The following is a 24,245-nucleotide window of genomic DNA, read 5'->3' as shown; positions in this document are numbered from 1 at the left end:
ACACGTAGTATTGACTAAATTTCTTTAGTATCAAACAACAAAACAAACATTAAAAAAGCTTCCTTTTTCACAGCAAATAAAATAATAACACTTCTTATTTGTTTGTTCACTATTAAGACAACAGACTAACTAAAAAGTCACATAAAAAGAAAAGTTTTTTTCTAGTTAGAAAAAAACTTTAAAGATAATTTACAATATAAAGACAAAAGGACTAACAGTCAGCCTCACTTCTAACAAACAAATTTAGAGTGTCCGGCGACATAAACGGAATATCTAATCCTAATCCTCTAATTATAAAAAGCATCCCAAATAAAACAATAATAACAGGATAATACTTCATAATAGCACTTCGCAGTTTTACCGAAAACAAATCCCGTACAAAAATTATACTGCTCATCAAAGGAATAGTTCCCAACCCAAATAATGCCATATAGGCAATACCTAAACCAATACTCTGTGTGGCTAAAGCACCAAATAGAGCGACATAAACCATTCCACAAGGCAAAAAGCCATTAAAAAAACCTATTAAATAAAGTGAACTAAACGTTTGTTTTTTAAATTGACCACCTAGAGCTTTTTGTAATTTGGTCACTAACACATAAATAGGCTGTAGAAAACTAAACTTGCCTAATTTATTTTGAGGTATCACAACAAAAAGAATCATAAGTAAACCAACAATAATAGATAATTGTTGTTGTAGACCAGCTAAGAAAAGACCTTTCCCAAATATACCAAAAACTAGACCTAAAAAAGAATATGCAGATATTCTACCTAAATGATAGGTACAAATCTGCATAACTTTTTTTGCTTGATTATTTTTAGACACAGGTAGCATCATAGCAATAGGACCACACATCCCAATACAATGTAAGCTACTGATTAAACCAAAAATAACAGCTGTAATCACTTATTAAAATTAATTACTTTAAATTTAATTTTTGTGCATTTCTGTAAGCTGAGTCATTATAACTCCACTCTACAATAATATCCCAACGACCGCCTGCAAGATTTGTGTTAGGTATGAGCAAATTGGAAGAAGACAAAGATATAGGCATATCAAAGTCTAATTTCTGCGCAGACGGTCTTTTTAGGAATATTTTACCTTCTATTTTATTAAAATCAAAATCTTCTGGAAATGAAATTGATATTCCACCATCATTAGTTTCACTAATAACTACAGGATGATCTAATTGCTTTGCAAGTACCTCCCTATCGTGAATACCATTTACTTCTACTTCTTGTTGATAATAGTTCTCTGTAACCAACTCATTATCATATTTTCTATCCACTTGAACTCTTATAACGTACTGCAATATAAACACCATAAATAATGCCATTGCAATAACAATTCCTGTACCAAAATTAAACTTCATACCTATCCTTTTTAAATTAAATATCTAATGTACGTGGACCTAAGAAGTTTGTAGAAGTAGTATGAATTAGTTTATCTCCATCATACACTTCAATATATATTTTTGTACGATGACTATCTAATAATACTTGCGGTATCTTCACAAACATAGTTCCTTCTGCATATCCTTCTTTAGTAACTTTAATTACTTTTTCTCCTACTAAATCAATCTCACCAACTTCTGGAGATTTTAGTTTAAAAGTAATATCATCAAAATCACGCATTGTTTTGTTTACAACCTTAAAGGTATAAACATTTGAAATATTATCACCTTCATGGATAAAACTCTGACCTGCAACTCGTAAAATTGTAGCTTCAATATCAGTTCTTAAGAACAATAACCCTACTAATATACCAATTAAAATAGCAAGTACTGCAGTATAACCTTTTTGACGTGCTGTGAACTTAGTCTTTTTATTTTCAGCAATTTCGCTTTCAGAAGCATAACGAATAAGACCTTTAGGCAAACCTACTTTCTCCATCATATGATCACATTCGTCAATACAAGCTGTACAGTTCACACATTCTAATTGTGTACCATTACGAATATCAATTCCAGTGGGACAGACATTCACACATTGTTTACAATCAATACAATCACCATAACCAAGAGCTTCACGATCTTCATTCTTTTTGAATTTTGCACGTCCCGTAAGCCCATCTCCTCTAACATAATCATAAGCAACTACTATAGATTTATCATCTAATAATACCCCTTGTAGTCGTCCATATGGACAAGCAATAATACACACTTGTTCTCTAAACCAGGTGAAAATAAAGTAAAATACTGCTGTAAAAATTAATAATCCTATAAAATTACCTAAATTACTAGCAGGTCCTTCTTGAATAAGTTTTAAAACTTCGTCACTTCCTATAATATATGCTAAAAAGACATTAGCAATAATAAAAGATATCATGAAGAAAATAAACCACTTTAAGACTCTTTTTCTAATTTTCTCACTATTCCAAGGTTGCTTTCTCAACCTTGCTTGCGCTCCACGATCACCATCAATCCAATATTCGATGCGTCTAAAAACCATCTCCAAGAAAATAGTTTGTGGACATATCCAACCACAGAAAATACGACCAAAGGAAACTGTAAACAAAGTTACGAAAACCACACCTATTATAAGCGAAATAACTATAAGGTAAAAATCTTGTGGCCAAAAAGGAAAGCCAAAAATATTAAACTTTCTATCTACAACATTAAATAATAAAAATTGATTCCCATTAATTTTTACAAATGGTGCAGCTATTAAAAAAGCAATCAATAAATAACTAACTATTTTACGTTTATCGTAAAACGGTCCTGAAGGCTTTTTAGGAAAAATCCATGCACGTTTACCATCTTTATCAATTGTTCCAATGGAGTCACGGAAACTTTCATCTCTCATTGTAGCCATAATGTAGTGTTTTTAAAAAATTGGGTAAGTGAGAAAACACTCACCCAATTTTTTGTGTTTTTATTGTTAGTTTAAGCTCAATTAAATAAGAGCTATTATGTATAATAAAATTTTTACTATACTGTAACAAACAGAACAATTCCTAGTTGTCGCTCGAATCGTCTGCTTGATTTACATCAACTTGTTCTGCTTCATTAGTAGATGCTTCATCTTCACCTTTATCTAAATCAGCTTTAGACCAAATAATATCACCCTCAGGAGCTTTAGCCTCAGCAGGTACAGTACCATTAAGTGTAATTACGTAAGATGCAATTTTTTCGATTTCTGATGGTTTAAAAGTAGATTTCCAAGGTACCATTCCTTTTCCAGGACGACCTCCTTCAGATATCGTATTAAATATATGCATCATACCTCCTCCTAAAATCCAATGATCGTCAGTTAAGTTTGGTCCAATTGCGCCTCCACCATCTGCCTTATGACAAACTGCACAATTCGTATCAAATAATGTTTTACCAACAGCTAAATCAGCAGGATCTGTCAAAAACACAGCTTGTTCAGCAGTAAGCATATCTGGAGCATTCTTTTTATACTCTTCAACTTGCTCTTTAGCATGAGCCATCTCTTTTTCAAATTCCATAACCTGACTATCTCCACCAAAAACTTCAAATCTTAATAAGTAAATAACTGCAAAGATTATTGTTGCGTAGAATAAACCAACCCACCATGGTGGTAATTCATTATTTAACTCTTTAATACCATCATAATCGTGGTCCAAAAGTAAATTATGTTCTTCTTCAATGCCCTTAGAACGAGTCATTTTACTCATTAACTTCTTAACCCAAGGAGCTTGTGACAATGGTAGACTCTCTTCTCTTGCCTTTTCAGCTCTTTCCTCAGGAGTCATTAATTTTTCTAAAACTTTATTCGTAGCTGAAGCAACAATCTCTACAGCAATTAAAGCGAATAAAAACAAAGCAAGTAATATTAAAACAATTGGATGTTCAATAAAAGCTGGCTTATCACTGCTTCCTCCCGCTAACCACTCAACAAGGATAAAAAATATCCCAAATAGAAGCGGAACTCTCACATATATTGGAAAAAACTTTTTCATAATTTTTCGGAATTAGGATCAACATTATTCGTCTCATCATCCATAAAAGGCATGTTGCTCAATTCTTGAATGGTTTCTTTTTTGTAAGTAATAACCCACACAAAAAGTCCAACAAAAAAGGTAAAGAAAATTATTAGGGCAATGATTGGAAAAATTTCAATTCCTCCAATCGTTTCCATATTATGTTTAATGAACTTTAGCATATTGATTCATTTATTATATTATTCTTCAACTCTCTGTTTAATATCTGTTCCTAAACGTTGTAAGTAAGCAATAACTGCTACTACTTCACGCTCACTCATAGGTACAAATTCTTCTCCTCTTGCTTCTGCACGTTTTTTACTATCTTCATAAGACTTAACGTAATCAGGATCATTTTCTAAATTTTCCGCAATTAATTCAGCTTGTTCTTTAATAGATTCACGAGCATTTTCAATATCCTCATCAGTATATGGAACTCCTAAAGTTCTCATTACACTCATTTTCTTTTCAATATCTGAATAGTCTTTTGCTTTATTAGCAAATAACCATTTATATCCAGGCATAATAGAATTTGGTGATGTAGATTGTGGATCATACAAGTGGTTATAATGCCAGTTGTCAGAATATTTACCACCTACACGCATTAAGTCAGGTCCTGTTCTTTTTGATCCCCATAAGAATGGATGGTCATATACATACTCTCCAGATTTTGAATATTCACCATATCTTTCAACCTCAGAACGGAATGGTCTAATTTGTTGAGAGTGACATCCAACACAACCTTCTCTAATATATATATCTCGTCCTTCTAATTCTAAAGGTGAATAAGGTTTTACACTTGTAATTGTTGGAATATTAGATTTTACAAAAATAGTTGGAATAATCTGTACCATACCTCCAATTAAAATTGCAATAGTTGTAAGAATAGTAAATTGAATTGGTCTTCTTTCTAACCAAGTATGCCATCCCTCACCTCTAATTCTACCAGCAGATATTCTTTGTAATGCAGGTGCTTCAGCAAATTCGTCCTCAATTGGTTGGCCTGCTTTTACAGTTCTATAAACGTTATAAATTAATACAAATACACCAGATAAGTACAACGTACCTCCAATTGCACGCATAGCATACATCGGTAAAATTGCTGTAACTGTTTCTAAGAAGTTTCCATACATTAAAGTACCATCTGGATTGAAATCTTTCCACATTAAGTGTTGAGAGAATCCAGCAACGTATAATGGAATAACATATAATATAATACCTAAAGTACCAATCCAGAAATGGAAATTAGCTAATGTTTTAGAATATAAATGAGTTTTTGTCATTCTTGGTATTAACCAATACACCATACCAAAGGTCATAAAACCATTCCATGCTAATGCACCTACGTGAACGTGAGCTACGATCCAGTCAGTAAAGTGAGCAATTGCGTTAACGTTTTTCAGTGATAACATTGGTCCTTCGAAAGTAGCCATCCCGTAACCAGTAATACCTACCACAAAGAATTTTAATACTGGGTCTACTCTTACTTTATCCCATACACCACGAAGTGTTAATAATCCGTTGATCATACCTCCCCATGATGGAGCAATTAACATTACTGAGAATACAACACCTAAATTTTGAGCCCATTCTGGTAAAGCAGAATATAATAAGTGGTGAGGTCCAGCCCAGATGTATAAAAAGATTAATGACCAGAAGTGGATAATAGATAATCGATAAGAATAAACTGGACGATTCGCCGCTTTTGGTAAATAGTAATACATTAATCCAAGGAATGGAGTTGTAAGGAAAAATGCCACAGCATTGTGTCCATACCACCATTGCACTAAAGCGTCTTGTACTCCAGCATATACTGAGTAAGATTTAAGAGCACTTACAGGTAACTCAAGTGAGTTAAAAATATGTAAGACTGCTACAGTTACAAATGTTGCTAAGTAGAACCAGATTGCTACATAAATATGACGTTCTCTTCTTTTAATAATTGTCATAATCATGTTTAATCCAAATGTCACCCAAATAATCGCAATTGCAATATCTATAGGCCATTCTAACTCTGCATATTCTTTTGATGTAGTATAACCTAAAGGCAAGGTAATTACAGCACCGATAAGAATTAATTGCCAGCCGTAAAAGTGAAGATTACTTAAAAAATCACTATACATTCTAGCTTTACATAAACGCTGTAAAGAATAATAAATACCTCCGAAAATAGCGTTACCTACAAACGCAAATATTACTGCATTTGTGTGTAATGGTCTTAATCTCCCAAAACTTAACCAAGGAATACCATCCGTTAAGTTAGGAAATATAAACATTACTGCTAACACTAGTCCTACCAGCATCCCTACCGCACCAAAAAAGATTGATGCATAAAGGAATTTCTTTACAATTTTGTTGTCATAATAAAATTGTTGCACTTCCATAGTTGTTTATATTTGATTTTCTCTTATTTTACTTTTGTTAGTTTTTTTTCATCCTTTGCTTTATGTGAGTCATCTAGAGAATTCTCTTTTAGCTCATCATCGAACAACATACGCACTGAAGGAGTGTACGCATCGTCAAATTGTCCACTTTTCACTGACTTAATAAATAAGTACAGAAAAATTCCAGCGACAACCACACTGATACTGATTAAGAAATAAATAACACTCATACCTAATAATTATAATTCAAAATTAAAATTTTTAACATTCCTAAAATATGATAATTGTTAGGTTTCACTATTTAGAATCAGCTTGTTTAAGATTTTTTTTACCAAAGTAATTAGTCAATATTGTAACAAAGCTAATTATAGAAATAGTACTAATAGGCATCAATATTGCCGCTACTAAAGGTGACATCTTATTTAGTATTGAAACCGTAATTCCTATCACATTATATGTTAAAGCTAAGATATAACTAATTTTAATAATTTTAACAGAATTCTTAGAATATCGCAAAAAGTCTCTTAAAGAATTAAATCTGTTCGCATCTAATATAGCATCACTTGCAGGAGTAAAAACATTAACATTTTCAGATATAGATACCCCCACATTACTTTGGGCAAGTGCACCAGCATCGTTTAACCCATCCCCGACCATCATCACATTATGTCCTTGCTCTTGTAATTCTTTAATATATTCTAGCTTTTCTTCTGGCTTTTGGTCAAAAATTAATTGTGTAGATTCAGGTAATATTTTTCGCAATACAAGTGCTTCTCCATTATTATCTCCTGAGAGAATCGCTAACTTATAATTATCAATATCTAAAGCATCAAATAAATCCATTAACCCTTTACGATAATGATTAGCAAAAACAAACTTCCCTTTATAAACATTATCTATTTCTATATACACAGATGTCTCGTTAACAATCTTCTCATTCGCAATACCTAAGAATTTAGGAGACCCAATCTTATAACATCTACCATTTATAACACCTATTAAACCTTGCCCAGCTATTTCTTCAAAAAAATCTGGTTTAGAAGTAACTTTAGCAGACAGAAAGCTATAAAGTTTTCTACTTAAAGGATGATTAGATGCCCTAATAATATTTCTTATATCGGCTTGCTCTTCTTTAGATAGCTCTTCTCCAACATAAGAAATAGTAGAAGAAGCATTAGTAGTAATCGTCCCTGTCTTATCAAACACAATTGTATCTACTTTCGCCATTTGTTCTACCACTGTAACATTTTTTAAATAGAATTTTTTTCGCCCCATAATCCTAATAACATTACCAAGTGTAAACGGTGCTGTTAATGCTAATGCACAAGGACATGCTACAATTAAAATTGCAGTAAATACATTGAAAGCAATATTTAAATCAACAAAAGCCCAACCTATAAAGGCTGTAATAGATATAGTTAATAAAACTGGAGTGAAATAATGACTAATAGTATCGGTAATAGTCTTGTATTTCATATCTATTTTCTTTTGAAAAACATCATTACTCCATAATTGCGTTAAATAACTCTGAGACACCGTATTGATAGCCTCTATTTCTACAACGTCTCCAACTTGCTTACCTCCTGCAAATAATTTATCGCCAGATTTTTTTTCAACAGGCACAGCTTCACCCGTTACGAAACTATAATCAATAAATGCTGAGTTAGAAATTAATATTGAATCTACAGGTATTAATTCTTGATTTCGAATCAACAGACGATCTCCTTTCTCTATTTCATAAACCTGAATAGGCTCTTCTTTATTATCATTATTCAACTTAGTAATAGCAATAGGAAAGTAAGATTTATAATCTCTTTCAAACGATAGAAAATTATAGGTTCTTTGTTGAAATAACTTACCTAACAGCATAAAGAAAACAAGCATAGTCATGCTGTCAAAAAAACCTGGTCCTAAATCAAACACGATATCAACAACACTCCTAATAAACATAACAATAATACCTAAAGCCATTGGAATATCTATTGTATAATTACGTGTTTTGATACCTTTCCAAGCTGCTATATAATATGGTGATGCTGAATAAAGAAAGACAGGTAGAGATATCAAAAGAATCAACCATCTAAAGAAATCTTTATACTGTCTCATCCAAATATCATCAATGTTAAAATATTCAGGAAATGACAACATCATAACATTTCCAAAACTAAAAAAAGCAATACCTATCTTATAGACAAGACTTCGATCTACACTTTGAGGTTTTTCTTCATAGTTCTTTAAACTAATATAAGGTTCATAGCCTATTTTATTTAGTAATAAAACTATGGACTTTAATGAAGTTTCTTCACTATTAAATGTAATTGTTGCTTTCTTTTCAGGAAAGTTGACCAAAACTCTGTAAACCCCCTTATCCAGCTTATGTAAATTCTCTAAAATCCATATACAGGAACTACAATGTATATGAGGGATATAGAGGGATACGATTGAAGTAGTACCTTCATTAAATTCTAATAATTTAGTGATAATATCCTCTTTCTCTAAAAAGTCATATTTACCATTTGCTTCCTCTGGAGTAGCCCCTGGTGAACTCTCCATATCATAATAACATTCTAAATTATTATCACTAAATATTTCGTACACTGTTCTACAACCATTGCAACAAAACTCCTTTTCATCAAATTTAATTCGATTAAAAGCAGTTACCTCATTGCCACAATGATAACACCCTTTTTTTTCCATTTTATTTGCTCTAATACCTACTACAAATTTCCAAGATTAATACTCGAGAATATATGACATTTATCATAAAAAAGCTATATCTTTGTACTAGTTATTCTTAACAATGTAAAAACATTTTTTATGGGCAGATGTGAACAATGTATTATTAGAGAATTTAGTTCTTTAAAAGCTCTTACTAGAGAAGAGTTACAGACTATCTCTGAGACAAAATCACACTTCATAGTTAGAAAAGGAGAGACAATCTTTATGGAAGGTGATAATCTTAACGGTGTTTTCTGTATTAAAGATGGTTTCTGCAAACTAACAAAGCTAAATTCTAATGGAAAAGATACTATTGTTAAGGTTGCTAAAAGTGGAGACCTGCTTGGTCAACGTTCTATCATAAATGAAGAAGCTTCCAATCTTACAGCAACTGCTTTAGAAGATGTACAAGTATGTTTTATTCCTAAAAAAGAAATGTTAGACTACTTTAATGATAATAATAAATTCTCATTATTAGTTACAAGAGATATCTGTAATCATCTTAAAGATGCAGATAAAGGTCTAGCTGATCATACACATAAAACTGTAAAAGAACGCTTAGCAATCGTACTTCTAAAACTAGAGGAGCTTGGAGGCGTAGAACCAGATACGCATGCGTTAAATATTCATCTTTCAAGAGAAGATTTAGCCAATATGGTTGGAACAGCTACTGAAAGCTGTATTCGCTTATTATCTGAAATGAAAAAAGAAGGTTTAATACAACTTTCTGGTAAAAAAATCATTTTATCTAATAAAACAGAACTCAAAAATCTAGCTCAATAAACCTGAATTTTTATTATAGTTTCATTATTTATGCAATAAATTAACTTCCACCTTTACTTTTCATAGTAAAATGGTTTATTTTCGCATTATGATAAATGAAAATAATATAGAGGAATTAAAAGATATATTAACCTCTAAAAAGAAAATAGCGATTATACCTCATCGCAATCCTGATGGAGACGCAATTGGATCTACTCTTGGTTTATACCATGTTTTAAAAAATTTAGGAAGTGAAGCTTATGTAATATCTCCTAATGACTTTCCACACTTTTTAGCTTGGATGCCAGGTAGTGAAGGAATCGTTATTTTTGAAAATAATAGAAAAGAAGCACAGAAGCTATTACAATCTGTTGATTACGTATTTACATTAGACTTTAATGTTTTACTGCGTACTGGTGATGAAATGGAGTATTATCTAAGCAATCTTATCAAACCTTTTGTAATGATAGATCACCACCAAATGCCAGGTGACTATGCTACATTAACATATTCTTATCCAGAATTCGGTTCTACTTGTGAACTTTTGTATACACTTTTAGAAAAAACTCAATTAACGCAATATGTAGACCAAAAAGCTGCCACTTGTATTTATACAGGTATTGTTACAGATTCAGGTTCTTTTAGATTTCCAAAAACTACAGCTCACACTCATAGAGTAGTTGCAGATTTAATTGATAAAAAAATAGAAAATCCTACGATACACAATTCACTATTTGACAATAGCACATACAATAGATTATTGTTATTAGGTAGAGCTTTACAAAATATGGTAATATTACCAGAGCTAAATACCTCTTATATCTATCTAACAGACCAAGAACTTAAAGAATACAAACATGAAAAAGGTGATTCTGAAGGTTTTGTAAATTATGGTTTATCTATTAAAGGTATAGACTTCACAGCTTTTTTTATTGAGCGAAAAGAAGAAGGAATTATTAAAATTTCCCTAAGATCTCAAGGTAATTTTGATGTTAACAAACTTGCTAGAGCTTATTTTGAAGGTGGTGGTCATGTAAATGCTGCTGGAGGTAAATCAACAAAAAGTCTGGAGGAAACAATTGCTTACTTTAAAGAAATAATAAGTAAACACAAAAATGAGTTTTATGATTAAAATAATAAAGTTCTCTTTCTGTTTTATAAGTCTTCTTATAGTTACTTCTTGTTTTAAAAAAGAAGAGGCTAGAAAACCCATATCTGAAAAAAGAGAAACAACCCTAACTTCTTCTATCGAGCGAAATACTGAATTAGTACAGAATGAAGAAGATTCTTTTACAGCTTATATTAATAAGGATAAAAACAATACCTATTCTCACACGAAAAATGGTTTCTGGTATACTTATTTACAGAGAGAGTTAAAAGACTCTCTAAAACCTCAAGCAGGAGACAATGTTACTTTTACTTATGAAATTAGAAATTTACATGACAGTTTAATCTATTCAGCAGCTGAGATAGGTAGTATTAACTATATTGTTGACAAAGAAGAACTTTTACCAATTTTACGTCATAGCATTAAATTGATGAAGCAAAATGAAAAAATTAAAACTTTAGCTCCATCGGCTCTTGCCTATAGTTACCTAGGTGATAAAAACAAAATTTCAAAAAACCAGCCACTTATATTTACTATAGAATTAAAATCAATCGAAAAAAATAACTAAAAATATGAAAAAAATGACAAGTCTTTTATTAAGTGTTGTTGCTCTAATTTCTTCTTGTACATCACAGAAGAATGACTTACCGGATGGTTTATATGCTGATTTAAAAACCACAAAAGGTAATATCGTAATAGAGCTAGAATATGAAAAAGCACCTGTGACAGTTGCTAATTTCGTATCACTTGCAGAAGGAACAAATCCTTTTGTAGATAAAGAATTTAAAGGTAAACCTTATTATAATGGTTTAGTATTTCACAGAGTAGAATCTGATTTTGTTATCCAAGGAGGAGATCCTACCGGAACAGGTGCTGGTGGACCAGGTTATGTATTTAAAGATGAATTTGATGAAACTTTAAGCCATGACAAACCAGGAACATTATCTATGGCTAATAGCGGCCCATTTACTAACGGAAGTCAGTTTTTTATAACTCATAAACCTACCCCATTTTTAGATAATCGACATAGTGTATTTGGTTATACTATAAAAGGAATGGACGTAGTGAATGCTATCGAAAAAGGAGATAAAATTGAAACTGTAAAAATTATAAGAGTTGGAAAAGCAGCTAAAAAATTTGATGCTGCTAAAGTTTTCAAAAAATACTTCGAAGAAGATTCTAAAGCCAAAAAGGATAAGGAAGAAAAATTAGCACAAACTCAAAAAGATGCTTCTGAGCGATTTGCAAAACTAAAGCAAGAAGCTACAAAAACAGATTCTGGTCTATCTTTTGTAATAACAAACAAAGATGACAACAGAAAAAAACCTAATATTGGCGAAGAAGTTTTTATACATTATTCAGGATTTTTTGAAAATGGAATGCTTTTCGATTCAAGTGTTATTGAAGTTGCTAAAGACTATGACATGGTAAATCCACAAAGAGAAGCATACAATCAATATATCCCTATTCCATTTAAATACGGTGTAAAAACAGGACTAATCCCAGGATTTATAGAAGGAATTGAACAATTGAAAATTGGTGATAAAGCTACAATATTTATCCCTTCTCATCTAGCATATGGAGAAGCAGGAGCTGGTGGTGTTATTCCTCCTAATACAGATTTAATTTTTGAATTAGAATTAATTGATCAGAAATAGATTCTATTAATCAATATTAATTTAATTTCACCTATTATCAAATAGAAAAATCTCAACACACATTAACAAATTAAATATAGGAATTTTAAGTTGTTACAAATAAAACCTCTAATAATATAATGATTACAAAATTGACTTATGCAGTAGATAATTAAATTATTAACCAGCCTCTGTATAGTTATACTAGTTATTGACACATTTTCCTGACATCAACTAAATTATAACAATACGTAGTAAAAAATACTATTTAAATGCATCATTTAAGCTCATAAAAAAAGGCAGTTTTTGTAAAAACTGCCTTTCTTTATAAATAAAGATAATTCTTAGTTATCTGTTGACTTAGCTTCTTCCACTGCTTTATTTACTTCTTGATTCTGAATAGGTAAATCAGCTCTAGTTAAGAAAGTAGTAACATCTGAGTTAATCTCATCAATTGATTTCTTAAATAATTCAAAAGCTTCAAATTTATAAATCAATAATGGATCTTTTTGCTCATGAACAGCTAACTGAACTGACTGTTTCAATTCGTCCATTTTGCGTAAATGTTTTTTCCAAGCTTCATCTAGAATTGTCAATGTAATATTCTTTTCGAAATCATCGATTAACGTTCTTCCTTCTGATTTATATGCTTCTTCAAGATTAGTTACAATATTGATTGTTTTAACTCCATCTGTAAAAGGTACTACAATACGCTCAAACTGCCCTGAATTGTTTTCATAAACATTTTTAATCACTTTAAAAGCCTCTGCTGCACTTCTAGCACATTTCTCTTGATAAGCATTAAACACGATTTCATATTGTTTATTTGACAACGTTACTACATCAGATTTAGCAAACTCATCTTCTGAGACTATTGTATTTACTCCAAAATTACGAATAATATCAAATTCATAATTTTTATAGTCATTAGCCATCTTATTAGTATCTATAATACGCTCACATAAATCATACATCATATTTGCAATATCTACTTTAAGACGTTCACCAAATAAAGCGTGTTTTCTACGTTTATAAATAACTTCACGTTGAGCATTCATCACATCATCATATTCTAATAAACGCTTACGAATACCAAAGTTATTCTCCTCTACTTTTTTCTGAGCACGTTCGATAGATTTTGTCATCATAGAGTGTTGGATAACTTCACCATCTTCTAACCCCATTCTATCCATAATCTTAGCTACACGCTCTGAACCAAATAAACGCATAAGGTTATCTTCTAAAGAAACATAGAATTGAGAACTTCCTGGATCTCCTTGGCGACCAGCACGACCTCTTAACTGACGGTCAACTCGTCTAGAGTCATGTCTCTCCGTTCCTATAATTGCAAGACCACCTTTATCTTTTACCTCTTGTGATAATTTAATATCCGTACCACGACCAGCCATATTAGTGGCAATAGTAACAATACCAGGTTTACCAGCTTCTTCTACAATCTGCGCTTCTTGCTTGTGTAATTTAGCATTCAGTACATTGTGTTGAATACCACGCATTTTTAGAGATCTACTCAATAATTCAGAAATCTCTACTGATGTAGTACCAATCAATACAGGTCTACCTGCTTGTGATAATTCTACTACATCATCGATAACTGCTTTAAATTTCTCACGTACTGAACGATAAATTTTATCTTCTTTATCAAGACGTGCTATTCCTCTATTAGTAGGAATTTCAACTACATCAAGTTTGTAAATTTGTAAAAACTCACCTGCTTCAGTAGTAGCTGTACCTGTCATCCCCGCTAACTTCTTATACATACGGAAGTAGTTCTGTAATGTAATTGTAGCAAATGTCTGGGTTGCAGCTTCAATCTTTACATTTTCTTTAGCTTCAATTGCTTGGTGAAGACCATCAGAATAACGACGACCATCCATAATACGACCTGTTTGCTCATCAACAATCATAATCTTATTATCAATTACCACATATTCTGTATCTTTTTCAAATACTGTATATGCTTTTAACAATTGATTCAAAGTATGAATACGCTCACTTTTTACACCAAAATCTTGGAATAGTCTCTCTTTTGCTTCAGTTTCTTCCTCTTTAGAAAGATTCTTAGCCTCTATCTTAGCAATCTCAGTTCCAATATCTGGTAATACAAAGAAAGTCTCATCAGTATCCTGAGACAAAAACTTAATACCATGGTCAGTTAACTGAACTTGATTGTTTTTCTCTTCAATTACAAAATATAAAGCTTCATCAACTTTATGCATATCACGATTATTATCTTGCATATATTGATTCTCAGTCTTTTGAAGCAGTTGTTTTACACCTTCTTCACTCAAGAACTTAATTAAAGCCTTATTTTTAGGTAAACTTCTATATGCTCTAAGCAATAAGAAACCTCCCTCTTTAGTATTTCCTTCTCGTATTAATTTCTTAGCTTCAGCTAGAAAACCATTAGCAAGTTTTCTTTGCATCTCTACTAAGTTAGATACTTTCGGTTTTAATTCATTAAACTCATGACGATCTCCTTGCGGAACCGGTCCAGAAATAATTAATGGCGTTCTAGCATCATCAATTAACACAGAGTCAACCTCATCGACAATTGCATAATTATGTACTCTTTGCACTAATTCTTCTGGCGTATGAGCCATATTATCTCTTAAATAATCGAAACCGAATTCATTATTCGTTCCATATGTAATATCAGCAGCATAAGCAGCACGACGTCCCGGAGAGTTTGGTTGGTGATTATCAATACAATCTACAGTCATACCGTGGAACTCAAATAAAGGTGCTTTCCACTGACTATCCCTTTTAGCAAGGTAATCATTCACCGTAACTAAGTGAACTCCTTTTCCTGTCAATGCATTCAAATATAATGGAGAAGTTGCAACTAATGTTTTTCCTTCACCTGTTTGCATTTCAGCAATTTTTCCTTGATGAAGTACAATACCACCAATCATTTGAACATCATAGTGGATCATATCCCAAGTAACTTCTTTACCTGCTGCAGACCAAGAATTAGCCCAATAAGCTTTATCTCCTTCTATAGTAACATAAGGCTTAGTTTTAGCGAATTCAATATCTGCTTCTGTAGCTGTAACTTCTACTACAGGATTTTCTTTAAATCGTTTAGCTGTTTCTTTTACAACGGCGAAAGCCTCAGGAAGAATGTCAAATAATACTTTTTCAGTATTATCATAAGCAACTTTCTCTAAATTATCGATATCTGCATAGATAGCCTCTCTCTTATCGATATCTTGAGTTTTCTCAATTTCTTCGCGATATGAAGCAATTTTTGCATCTTGATCTGCTCTTGATTGTTGAATTTTTTCTTTGAAAAAAATCGTTTTTGCTCTTAATTCATCATTAGACAAACTACTTAGAGCACTCTCGTGTGATTTTATTTTTTCTACTAATGGTTTAATTAGTTTGATATCTCTTTCCGATTTATCACCCACAAAAACCTTTAATATCGTGTTTATGAGACTCATAAATTATGTTATTTATATTTTCTTTATATTTCAATCTTCAAAAAATAAATAAAAAAAAGCCTTAATTAAGGCTTTTTTTATTTATTATTTCCTTAGTATTCATCCTCATTCCAAAGATAATCTTCGTCTGTAGGATAATCAGGCCAAATCTCTTCCATTGACTCATAAATCTCTCCTTCATCTTCGATAGATTGTAGATTTTCTACTACCTCAAGAGGAGCACCTGTTCTAATTGCATAATCAATAAGTTCATCCTTTGTTGCAGGCCATGGAGCATCACTTAAGTAAGATGCTAATTCTAACGTCCAATACATCTCTATTCGATTTTAATTTTATTGCAAAAATAATTTTTATTATGAAATTAACAAGCATTTTTTATTTTATTTCATACTCTTCTAAGAACCTAACTAGTAAATTTAAGTTTTTTAATGGAAAAGATATTTTTTCACATCTCTTTTCTAGGAATCCACTTTACTTCGCTAGCTCCTAAATCGAAAGTCAACTTTCGTGCCAACACAAATAAATAGTCAGAAAGGCGGTTCAAATACATAAGTACCTGCTCATTTACAGGTTCTAGCTCATTTAGTGCTACTGACAGACGCTCCGCTCTGCGGCAGATACATCTAGCAATGTGACAGAATGACACAGTCTGATGTCCTCCAGGTAAAACAAAATGTGTCATTGGGGGAAGCTTCTCTTCCATCAAATCTATTTGTTTTTCCAAATAAAGAATATCCATTTCACTAATCTTTGGGATATTTAATCTTTCTTTTCCATTTTTAAGAATCATTTTTTCTGGATCCGTTGCTAATATAGCACCGACAGTAAACAATCGATCTTGTATTTCAATCAATACCGTTTTGTATTGTTCATTTATCTCTTGATCCCTAATTAATCCAATATAGGAATTCAATTCATCAATTGTTCCGTAACTATCAATCCTAATATGATGTTTAGGAACCCGTGTACCTCCAAATAGAGCCGTAGTCCCCTTATCTCCTGTCTTAGTATATACTTTCATCTAATGAGCTTTTAAATTACCAAAATACAATAAAAAAGCCAAATACGGCACCAATTACTTTATACGTTCATCACTTTCAATCAATCCATCTCTTAATCGAATAATACGATGAGCATGTTCAGCAATATCTTCCTCATGTGTAACTAAAATTACCGTATTTCCATTTGCGTGAATATCATCAAAAAGCTTCATGATTTCTAATGATGTCTTAGTATCTAGATTTCCAGTAGGTTCATCAGCTAAAATAATTGCAGGATGATTTACTAAAGCACGTGCAACTGCTACACGTTGTCTTTGCCCACCTGATAATTGGTTAGGATGGTGATCCATTCGATCACTTAATCCAACTAAATTTAATACTTCTGTAGCTCTTTCCTTTCGCTCGCTACTTGATTTACCAGCATAAATCATAGGAAGAGCAACATTATCCAGTGCAGTAGTGCGAGGAAGTAAATTAAATGTCTGAAATACAAATCCTATTTCTTTATTTCTAATTTCGGCTAATTGATCATCTTTTAAAGAACTTACATCTTTCCCATTAAGGATATATAACCCAGAAGTAGGAGTATCTAAACAACCTAAGATATTCATCAATGTAGACTTTCCTGATCCAGATGGCCCCATTAAAGCAACATATTCCCCTCTCTTAATTTGTAAATTAACACCCTTCAATACTTTTACTATTTCAGATCCTAATCTAAAATCGCGCTTTATATCTTTAATATCAATTATATAACTATCCATAACCTCATCTATATAATATTAATCTTAACTATTAGTAGTCCATTATCACTATTCGTTACAGAACTAATATTGTGAGTAATAAAAATAATAAAGCTAAATGAGATAATCTAAGATTATTACATTTTCTATCTAGAAGAAAAAAAAAATAAATCACTTTACCCTTAATCATATAACTTAATAAGATACTGAGGCAGCAGCTCCTTATTCATTCAATTCATTAAGTTTTGAATCATTTACTTGCCATTGCTGAGAAACAAAATTATTTATAAAAAGTCATTTACCAAACAACATTATGCAAGTTACATGCGAAGTATAAAATGTTGTTTTAATTGTTCATTACGAATGTATGCTAAACCGTAATAATAAAAATCAAGTGTAGCTGTAAAATTAGAATTACGGACTATTGCATCCCATAAATCTTCATTTACAACTCCTTTATCCGTAAAATCAATCATTACTATAGTGTCGTTATGCATTTTTTCAAGAATATGTTCAACCGTAAGGTTAGATTTTTTATCTGCCCCTATCCATATCAAATCATAATTATTATTTGCATTGTAATCATCAACATTCATAGTACTACTATTAAATATTGCATTAGGGCTGTAATATTGTATTACTCGATAAGGAAAGGCTTCTTTCTTAGACCTACTTTTCCACTGGGAATTTTTTGGATACAAACCTTTAGTTAATAAATTAAACACAAAAGGTGAATGAACACTATGCTCATTACCTGAATTTAACCAAAATCTAAAATAGCGTTGCTTTCTTCCCATTCTTCAAAGCATTAAAAATAAAGTATCAAAAATACAATAGTATTATTAAACAAAAAAAGCTCATCAAATGATGAGCTTTTGTGACCACGGCAGGATTCAAACCTGCAACCTTCTGAGCCGTAATCAGATGCGCTATTCAGTTGCGCCACGTGGCCGTGTTTGTGTGTAATCTAAAAATTGTGACCATGGCAGGATTCAAACCTGCAACCTTCTGAGCCGTAATCAGATGCGCTATTCAGTTGCGCCACATGGCCTATTGCTTATTGCGAGTGCAAATATAGAACGTTATTCTTTAATTACAAACTCTATTCCTAAAAAAAATACACCTTTATTTCACCAACCACTTTAACCTATTTACTATTAAGTATTTGTGTTTAATATTTTTTTTACATTTTTTCTATCAAACAATTTATCACAATCAAAAAACAGTCAAATACAAGGATAGCAAAGCAATTCCTATCTCCTAAAACTTAGAGTTTGGAGTAGAAAAATAAAGATAAATTATTGCTGTAATAACAAAAAGAATTAATACAAAATAAAAAGAATTACCAGTAAACAGTCCAAATACCAAAAATAAGATTGTAGCTATTGCTCCAATAAATAAAAAATTAAAGCTTTTCTTATCTATTAATTCATCATCCCACTCCTCTTCTAATTCCCTTAACTCTTCTTCTTTTTTCTGTTTATAATCAAGATATTCATCTGTACTATTAAATCGCTTAACACTTATAAAACGCCTTACAATTAAAAACATTACAACAGCAACCCCTAAAAAGATAATCACTTCACTCATGAAAGAATCTACTTTTTTATGTTTTTTTACTGTCCGAAAGTAATAATTTAATAATAACACACAAAGAAATAACATAATTATATGCCTATTATATAAAAAAAAGGATGAACTAATTAAATTAATTCATCCTAAATCTATTACAATGCAATAACAGACCTTATATTATGTCAATAACTTATTATTTCTCACTTAAAGTTTTCAAGAAATCATCATTATTGTCTGTTTTTCTAATATTATCAATTATAGAAGTCATTGCTTCTACAGAATTCATATCATCAACTACTTTTCTAACTACCCATAAACGTTGGAGGGCTGACGCATCCAATAATAAATCATCACGTCTAGTACTTGACGATGTAATATCAATAGCAGGGAAAATACGCTTATTAGATAATTTTCTATCTAACTGAAGCTCCATATTACCAGTACCTTTAAACTCTTCAAAGATTACCTCATCCATTTTAGATCCAGTATCTACTAATGCCGTAGCAATAATACTAAGTGATCCTCCATTCTCAATATTACGAGCTGCTCCGAAAAAGCGTTTTGGTTTTTGTAAAGCATTAGCATCTACACCACCACTTAATACTTTTCCTGATGCAGGCTGTACAGTATTATATGCACGAGCCAGACGAGTAATAGAGTCTAGTAAAATTACTACATCATGACCACATTCAACTAATCTTTTTGCTTTCTCCAAAACGATATTCGCTACCTTAACATGGCGATCTGCTGGCTCGTCAAATGTCGAAGCGATCACTTCAGCATTTACACTTCTCTGCATATCCGTCACCTCTTCAGGACGCTCATCGATAAGTAATACAATTAAATATGCTTCAGGATGATTAGCCGCAATAGCATTTGCCACTTCCTTAAGCAACATTGTTTTACCAGTTTTTGGTTGAGCGACAATCATACCACGCTGTCCTTTCCCGATAGGAGAAAACATATCCATTATTCTTGTCGAAACAGTACTTCTCTTACCGTCTAAGGTAAATTTCTCTTGAGGGAATAAAGGAGTTAAATGCTCAAATGAAACACGATCGCGGATTGACTGAGGATTATGACCATTTATTTTCAATACTTTTACCAATGGAAAAAACTTTTCTCCTTCTTTAGGAGGACGTACAATTCCCTTTACAGTATCACCAGTTTTTAGTCCGAATAAACGTATTTGTGACTGAGAAAGATAGATATCATCAGGTGATGATAAATAATTGTAATCAGCAGAACGCAAGAAACCATATCCATCAGGCATCATCTCGAGAACACCTTCACTTTCAATTATACCATCGAACTCATAATCAGGTTCGCGATAATTATTGCGTTTGTTATTCTTATTCTGATTATTGTTATGACCCTTTTTTTGTTCGTTTTCTGAACTAGAAGTAGTTTGTGTATTTGTATTTGAACCTGATTCTGAAGTTATTTCTGCTGGTGCAACAGTGTTGTTTTTATCCACTGTATTATGATCAGCTACTTCATCAGTATTATTTCTAAAAGATTGTTTAGGACGTTGCTCTCTGCGTTGATTATTATCTTTTCGGTTGTCCGTTTTCTTTTTATTATTAAAATCTCTTTTATTATTATCTTTAGAAAAATTACGTTCCTCCTTCTCTTTCTCTACATCTACAGTATTTGATGGAGCAGCAGTATTTACTGCATTCACGCTTTTATCTTCTTCTATTCTACGCTTAGGTTGGCGTTCTTCACGATTACTATTTTCAGCTTTATCAGAAGGATTTTTCATTGCCAAATTACTCGCAACAATCTCTTCTGTTTTAGCTACTCTAGGTCTTCTTACTTTCTCCTTACCAGACTCAACTGTTGCTTCTGTTTTGACAACTGAAGCCGGAGCAGCAATTTTCTTTTCCTGTTTAACTTCTACTTTTACTTCTTTTACATTTGAACCTTGTTGTTCAATAATTTTACTAATAAGTAAATCTTTCTTTAAACCTGAGGTACCAGCTATCTTAGCTTTCTTAGCAATATCTTGAAGATCCGAGACCTTCATCTTTTGTAATTCGGAAATTTCAAACATATAAATGTTTATAGATTATAAAATATTGAGTTGTGTGTGTTTATTTTTAAAAAACAAGAATGGAATTTAAAACTAGAATTGCCGTATTATGAAGAACTTACGACAGAACTAGTGCAATATTACGAATTAATTTTAAAAAACAATAGGTTTTTATTAAAAAGAAACATTATTTTTGTGCTTATCAATTCACAAACTATGATACAACGTATTCAATCAGTCTATCTATTTGTAGTTTTTATTATAATGGGAATTATTTCTTTATTCACCCCATTATGGACAAACGGACTAGGTGATAAAGTATTTGTAGGGAACACTCCTAGTACGGCTATTCTATTTGGTGCAAGTGCTGCATTGAGTATCATTGCTATATTAGGATATAAAAACAGAAAAAGACAGTTTGTGATGAACCGACTGAATATAATATTAAATTTTATACTAGTAGGATTATTTGTATATCGAACACTAATGATATCTGGAGAAACTGCGGAAGCTATTTCTGAGAAAGGTATTGGGATGTTCCTCCCTATTGTTTCTATCCTGTTACTTGTATTAGCTAACAGAGCCATCAAAAAGGATGAAGATCTTGTAAAATCTGTGGATCGCTTACGATAAACCTAATATCTTAGTTTATTAGTGCGTTAAAAAAGCCGAACTTTAAAGTTCGGCTTTTTTGTTTTTAGGCCATTCTATTATCTCCAAATCACTAATTTTACCTTCGTTAATCTTAAAACGAAGCATAGTACGCACCTGATGGAATCCACTAATTCCTGCTGCGCCAGGATTCATATGCAACACATTATTTTGTTGATCAAATTGCACTTTTAAAATATGTGAATGCCCACAGATATAAATATTGGGCTTATATTCTTTTAAACGCTCTTTAACAACTGTCTTATATTTACCAGGGTATCCCCCAATGTGAGTCATATAGATTTTCATGCCTTCACATTCAAAAAATTGTTCTTCAGGAAACTCTAAGCGAGCTTCTGTCCCATCAATATTCCCATATACAGCTCTCACCGGTTTTACAGTTTTTAAAATATCCGTTACTTTGAGATCGCCAATATCGCCTGCATGCCATATTTCATCCGCTTGCTCTGCATATTTCATAATATGCTCATCTATGCAACCATGTGTATCTGATAATAATAAAATGTTCTTCACTCTAATCTTTATTTAAAAAGAAAGCTTCCCTTACGAGAAGCTTATCTATCAATTATTCCGTATAATACAAAATTAACTCTTCTATTGCATCTTGACAAACTGGACAAAAAGAAGGATATTGATTTGTTTTCATTCTACAATCTAATGTTCCTTTATATATTTTTCGTCCCTCTAATCCTTCGTATGCACCAATAGTATATTTTTTACTATCCTTAATATCGGTAGGTATTGGTGTTCCTTTTTTTAATTTCTTTTTCCATTTACTGTCAAAATCCACTAAGGTGGTGATATTCTTTTCCCAAGGCTCTGTTTTATTTGAAATAAAATCACTTAACACATCTTCTTCGTAGAAATACTCATCAGCTAATCCCGCAAAACTATGTCCAAACTCATGCACGACTACTGGTTTGAAATCTTTATGTCCTGTCGTTGTCAATGTGTAAGAATTAAAGATTCCCCCTCCTCCATACACATCTGTATTTGCTAAAATAATAATATGCTCATAAGGAATACCTGCTAATATATCGTGTAGCTTCTTAATGCGATTCGTCGTTAAATAACGCTCAGAATAAAAAGTATCAAAATTAGATTCAACGGCTGTCTTTTTCCAATTTCCTTTACGAGGAACACTCACTCCTGAATCCAATGATACACTTTTTACAGCAATAAAATTAAAATTATCAGCAAATTTATCAAAAGGTTTGTGTCCTAAAATCTGCTCTATTGATATTTTTACAGCATCCATAAATTTGTTGATTTCTTTTTCTTGAAATCCCTCAGCGACAAAGACTACATTAATAGCTTTATTATTATCTTTTGCTTTATGAACGTAAACGTGTTCTGTCACGTTTTCTAAGCCTTTATTATGAATTAAAATATCCTTTGGATCCACGTAATGAACTAACTTATCTTTTTCATTTCCATTAATATCAAATAACACTAATTCTATTCTAACTTTATTTTTCGGAAACGGAACTAAGAATACATTCTCAAAACTTTTTGTCAAACGAGTAGCTTCCTCAGTAGTCAACCACTCTTGAAATAAAGTACTAAAACTATTAGTATAAATTAAATTATCTGTTTCTGTATCAAAAACACGTACTTGACCATTTCCCTTTAAAGCGTTTTCGCTTAAATGATGCTTGCGCCCTGACCACTCTGGATAAGATGCTAATTCATCTAATAAAATAAATTGCTTATTCACATCCCCACCAAAAATATAATCCAATCTCAACGTTTTGTCTTCAAAATATTTTTCAAATTCCTGTGCATGTCCAATAGTACTTACACAAAGTAGCAAAAACATAAAAAGTTTTTTCATAATCTATAATTTAATCAATCTGGTTAGTTAAGGGGTAAAAATAAAATAATTTAAACACTCACTGCCTACTAAATTTATTAATAAAGATAAACACAGAGATAATGCAGCAATAATAAAAACAACAAAAAAACATGTATCAATAGCATATCTAATAAAAATATCAAAATAAACCACTAATAATTAAATATTTAACTTTTTATCACTATTTTTAATAAGTTCATTAAAAAATAATAATTATGAAAAAGAATCTTATCCTATTATTAGCATTTATTTGCACATCGACCCTATTAGCACAAGAGCAAAGGAATAATGATAAACAACATAAACATACAAAAGAAAAAAAAGTCAAAAAGAAAAAGAAAAGAA

General features: G+C 31.7%; 22 protein-coding genes and 2 tRNA genes. 5 read left to right on the top strand and 19 right to left on the bottom strand.

The features are described 5' to 3' along the window. Positions 1–211: 211 nt before the first annotated feature. The 8 genes from RH98_RS09910 to RH98_RS09875 form a co-directional block, all read right to left on the bottom strand. A complete protein-coding gene (locus RH98_RS09910; RefSeq protein WP_026038841.1) occupies positions 212–907 on the bottom strand; it encodes a sulfite exporter TauE/SafE family protein in 696 nt (231 codons plus the stop codon). A 13-nt stretch (positions 908–920) separates the two neighbouring features. Continuing rightward, on the bottom strand, positions 921–1,373 hold the full coding sequence (locus RH98_RS09905; RefSeq protein ID WP_010253945.1) for a FixH family protein: 453 nt from the start codon (positions 1,371–1,373) through the stop codon (positions 921–923). 16 nt (positions 1,374–1,389) lie between these two features. After that, entirely contained in the window at positions 1,390–2,814 is a 1,425-nt protein-coding gene (gene ccoG, locus RH98_RS09900; protein WP_010253941.1) for a cytochrome c oxidase accessory protein CcoG, read from the bottom strand. Positions 2,815–2,956: 142 nt separating this feature from the next. Then, entirely contained in the window at positions 2,957–3,925 is a 969-nt protein-coding gene (locus RH98_RS09895; protein ID WP_010253938.1) for a cbb3-type cytochrome c oxidase N-terminal domain-containing protein, read from the bottom strand. Next, a complete protein-coding gene (locus RH98_RS09890) occupies positions 3,922–4,128 on the bottom strand; it encodes a cytochrome c oxidase cbb3-type subunit IV (protein ID WP_010253934.1) in 207 nt (68 codons plus the stop codon). Before RH98_RS09890 ends, RH98_RS09895 begins: the two co-directional genes overlap by 4 nt. Positions 4,129–4,146: 18 nt before the next feature. Beyond that, positions 4,147–6,330, bottom strand: a complete 2,184-nt coding sequence (ccoN, locus tag RH98_RS09885) for a cytochrome-c oxidase, cbb3-type subunit I (protein WP_010253931.1) — start codon at positions 6,328–6,330, stop codon at positions 4,147–4,149. A gap of 23 nt (positions 6,331–6,353) precedes the next feature. Continuing rightward, positions 6,354–6,560 carry a cbb3-type cytochrome oxidase assembly protein CcoS gene (gene ccoS, locus RH98_RS09880; RefSeq protein WP_010253928.1) on the bottom strand — a complete coding sequence of 69 codons (207 nt, stop codon included), beginning with the start codon at positions 6,558–6,560 and terminating at the stop codon, positions 6,354–6,356. 67 nt (positions 6,561–6,627) lie between these two features. Then, the gene (locus RH98_RS09875) at positions 6,628–9,027 is read right to left on the bottom strand and encodes a heavy metal translocating P-type ATPase (protein ID WP_010253925.1); all 2,400 of its coding nucleotides are present in this window, start codon (positions 9,025–9,027) and stop codon (positions 6,628–6,630) included. A 120-nt stretch (positions 9,028–9,147) separates the two neighbouring features. Here RH98_RS09875 and RH98_RS09870 point away from each other — a divergent pair, with 120 nt between their 5' ends. The 4 genes from RH98_RS09870 to RH98_RS09855 all read left to right on the top strand — a co-directional run bounded on the left by RH98_RS09870 (position 9,148) and on the right by RH98_RS09855 (position 12,576). Then, a complete protein-coding gene (locus RH98_RS09870; RefSeq protein ID WP_010253923.1) occupies positions 9,148–9,831 on the top strand; it encodes a Crp/Fnr family transcriptional regulator in 684 nt (227 codons plus the stop codon). An 88-nt stretch (positions 9,832–9,919) separates the two neighbouring features. Next, a complete protein-coding gene (locus tag RH98_RS09865; RefSeq protein WP_010253918.1) occupies positions 9,920–10,942 on the top strand; it encodes a DHH family phosphoesterase in 1,023 nt (340 codons plus the stop codon). After that, positions 10,935–11,486 (top strand): gliding motility-associated peptidyl-prolyl isomerase GldI, encoded by a 552-nt coding sequence (gldI, locus tag RH98_RS09860; protein ID WP_026038840.1) that lies wholly within the window; start codon positions 10,935–10,937, stop codon positions 11,484–11,486. Before RH98_RS09865 ends, gldI begins: the two co-directional genes overlap by 8 nt. Positions 11,487–11,490: 4 nt before the next feature. After that, positions 11,491–12,576, top strand: a complete 1,086-nt coding sequence (locus tag RH98_RS09855) for a peptidylprolyl isomerase (protein WP_010253909.1) — start codon at positions 11,491–11,493, stop codon at positions 12,574–12,576. A 323-nt stretch (positions 12,577–12,899) separates the two neighbouring features. On the opposite strand, the gene secA is transcribed toward RH98_RS09855, so the two are convergent. The 9 genes from secA to rho form a co-directional block, all read right to left on the bottom strand. Continuing rightward, on the bottom strand, positions 12,900–16,019 hold the full coding sequence (secA, locus tag RH98_RS09850; protein WP_026038839.1) for a preprotein translocase subunit SecA: 3,120 nt from the start codon (positions 16,017–16,019) through the stop codon (positions 12,900–12,902). A gap of 92 nt (positions 16,020–16,111) precedes the next feature. Beyond that, the gene (locus RH98_RS09845; protein WP_002986941.1) at positions 16,112–16,333 is read right to left on the bottom strand and encodes a DUF2795 domain-containing protein; all 222 of its coding nucleotides are present in this window, start codon (positions 16,331–16,333) and stop codon (positions 16,112–16,114) included. Positions 16,334–16,464: 131 nt separating this feature from the next. Beyond that, entirely contained in the window at positions 16,465–17,040 is a 576-nt protein-coding gene (locus RH98_RS09840) for a cob(I)yrinic acid a,c-diamide adenosyltransferase (protein ID WP_010253877.1), read from the bottom strand. Between the two features lie 54 nt (positions 17,041–17,094). Continuing rightward, complete coding sequence (locus RH98_RS09835; RefSeq protein WP_010253875.1) at positions 17,095–17,784, bottom strand: ABC transporter ATP-binding protein; 690 nt, start codon at positions 17,782–17,784, stop codon at positions 17,095–17,097. A 299-nt stretch (positions 17,785–18,083) separates the two neighbouring features. Beyond that, positions 18,084–18,560 (bottom strand): hypothetical protein, encoded by a 477-nt coding sequence (locus RH98_RS09830; RefSeq protein WP_010253872.1) that lies wholly within the window; start codon positions 18,558–18,560, stop codon positions 18,084–18,086. Between the two features lie 81 nt (positions 18,561–18,641). After that, positions 18,642–18,715 (bottom strand) — tRNA-Arg (locus RH98_RS09825). A 25-nt stretch (positions 18,716–18,740) separates the two neighbouring features. Continuing rightward, positions 18,741–18,814 (bottom strand) — tRNA-Arg (locus RH98_RS09820). Between the two features lie 209 nt (positions 18,815–19,023). Then, positions 19,024–19,353: a hypothetical protein gene (locus RH98_RS09815; RefSeq protein WP_010253869.1), complete on the bottom strand. Its 330-nt coding sequence runs from the start codon at positions 19,351–19,353 to the stop codon at positions 19,024–19,026. A 178-nt stretch (positions 19,354–19,531) separates the two neighbouring features. Next, a complete protein-coding gene (gene rho, locus RH98_RS09810; RefSeq protein ID WP_026038838.1) occupies positions 19,532–21,394 on the bottom strand; it encodes a transcription termination factor Rho in 1,863 nt (620 codons plus the stop codon). A gap of 195 nt (positions 21,395–21,589) precedes the next feature. Between rho and RH98_RS09805 the strand changes: the two genes are divergently transcribed. Beyond that, positions 21,590–22,006, top strand: a complete 417-nt coding sequence (locus tag RH98_RS09805; RefSeq protein ID WP_026038837.1) for a DUF4293 domain-containing protein — start codon at positions 21,590–21,592, stop codon at positions 22,004–22,006. Between the two features lie 42 nt (positions 22,007–22,048). Here RH98_RS09805 and RH98_RS09800 read toward each other — a convergent pair whose 3' ends face one another. Further along, a complete protein-coding gene (locus RH98_RS09800; protein ID WP_010253862.1) occupies positions 22,049–22,558 on the bottom strand; it encodes a metallophosphoesterase family protein in 510 nt (169 codons plus the stop codon). Positions 22,559–22,610: 52 nt separating this feature from the next. Continuing rightward, a complete protein-coding gene (locus tag RH98_RS09795) occupies positions 22,611–23,879 on the bottom strand; it encodes a M64 family metallopeptidase (protein WP_026038836.1) in 1,269 nt (422 codons plus the stop codon). Positions 23,880–24,245 lie beyond the last annotated feature (366 nt).

Source organism: Myroides injenensis M09-0166, from assembly GCF_000246945.1.
GTDB lineage: Bacteria > Bacteroidota > Bacteroidia > Flavobacteriales > Flavobacteriaceae > Flavobacterium > Flavobacterium injenense.
The sequence above is the reverse complement of the archived record's forward strand: the minus strand, read 5'-3'. Positions and strand labels throughout refer to the sequence as shown.

Excerpts from the sequence above, each read along its gene's own strand:
- RH98_RS09905 (WP_010253945.1), bottom strand. The coding sequence starts at position 1,373 with ATGAAGTTTAATTTTGGTACAGGAATTGTTATTGCAATGGCATTATTT.
- ccoG (WP_010253941.1), bottom strand. The coding sequence starts at position 2,814 with ATGGCTACAATGAGAGATGAAAGTTTCCGTGACTCCATTGGAACAATT.
- RH98_RS09895 (WP_010253938.1), bottom strand. The coding sequence starts at position 3,925 with ATGAAAAAGTTTTTTCCAATATATGTGAGAGTTCCGCTTCTATTTGGG.
- RH98_RS09890 (WP_010253934.1), bottom strand. The coding sequence starts at position 4,128 with ATGCTAAAGTTCATTAAACATAATATGGAAACGATTGGAGGAATTGAA.
- ccoN (WP_010253931.1), bottom strand. The coding sequence starts at position 6,330 with ATGGAAGTGCAACAATTTTATTATGACAACAAAATTGTAAAGAAATTC.
- ccoS (WP_010253928.1), bottom strand. The coding sequence starts at position 6,560 with ATGAGTGTTATTTATTTCTTAATCAGTATCAGTGTGGTTGTCGCTGGA.
- RH98_RS09875 (WP_010253925.1), bottom strand. The coding sequence starts at position 9,027 with ATGGAAAAAAAAGGGTGTTATCATTGTGGCAATGAGGTAACTGCTTTT.
- RH98_RS09870 (WP_010253923.1), top strand. The coding sequence starts at position 9,148 with ATGGGCAGATGTGAACAATGTATTATTAGAGAATTTAGTTCTTTAAAA.
- RH98_RS09865 (WP_010253918.1), top strand. The coding sequence starts at position 9,920 with ATGATAAATGAAAATAATATAGAGGAATTAAAAGATATATTAACCTCT.
- gldI (WP_026038840.1), top strand. The coding sequence starts at position 10,935 with ATGATTAAAATAATAAAGTTCTCTTTCTGTTTTATAAGTCTTCTTATA.
- RH98_RS09855 (WP_010253909.1), top strand. The coding sequence starts at position 11,491 with ATGAAAAAAATGACAAGTCTTTTATTAAGTGTTGTTGCTCTAATTTCT.
- secA (WP_026038839.1), bottom strand. The coding sequence starts at position 16,019 with ATGAGTCTCATAAACACGATATTAAAGGTTTTTGTGGGTGATAAATCG.
- RH98_RS09845 (WP_002986941.1), bottom strand. The coding sequence starts at position 16,333 with ATGTATTGGACGTTAGAATTAGCATCTTACTTAAGTGATGCTCCATGG.
- RH98_RS09840 (WP_010253877.1), bottom strand. The coding sequence starts at position 17,040 with ATGAAAGTATATACTAAGACAGGAGATAAGGGGACTACGGCTCTATTT.
- RH98_RS09835 (WP_010253875.1), bottom strand. The coding sequence starts at position 17,784 with ATGGATAGTTATATAATTGATATTAAAGATATAAAGCGCGATTTTAGA.
- RH98_RS09830 (WP_010253872.1), bottom strand. The coding sequence starts at position 18,560 with ATGGGAAGAAAGCAACGCTATTTTAGATTTTGGTTAAATTCAGGTAAT.
- RH98_RS09815 (WP_010253869.1), bottom strand. The coding sequence starts at position 19,353 with ATGAGTGAAGTGATTATCTTTTTAGGGGTTGCTGTTGTAATGTTTTTA.
- rho (WP_026038838.1), bottom strand. The coding sequence starts at position 21,394 with ATGTTTGAAATTTCCGAATTACAAAAGATGAAGGTCTCGGATCTTCAA.
- RH98_RS09805 (WP_026038837.1), top strand. The coding sequence starts at position 21,590 with ATGATACAACGTATTCAATCAGTCTATCTATTTGTAGTTTTTATTATA.
- RH98_RS09795 (WP_026038836.1), bottom strand. The coding sequence starts at position 23,879 with ATGAAAAAACTTTTTATGTTTTTGCTACTTTGTGTAAGTACTATTGGA.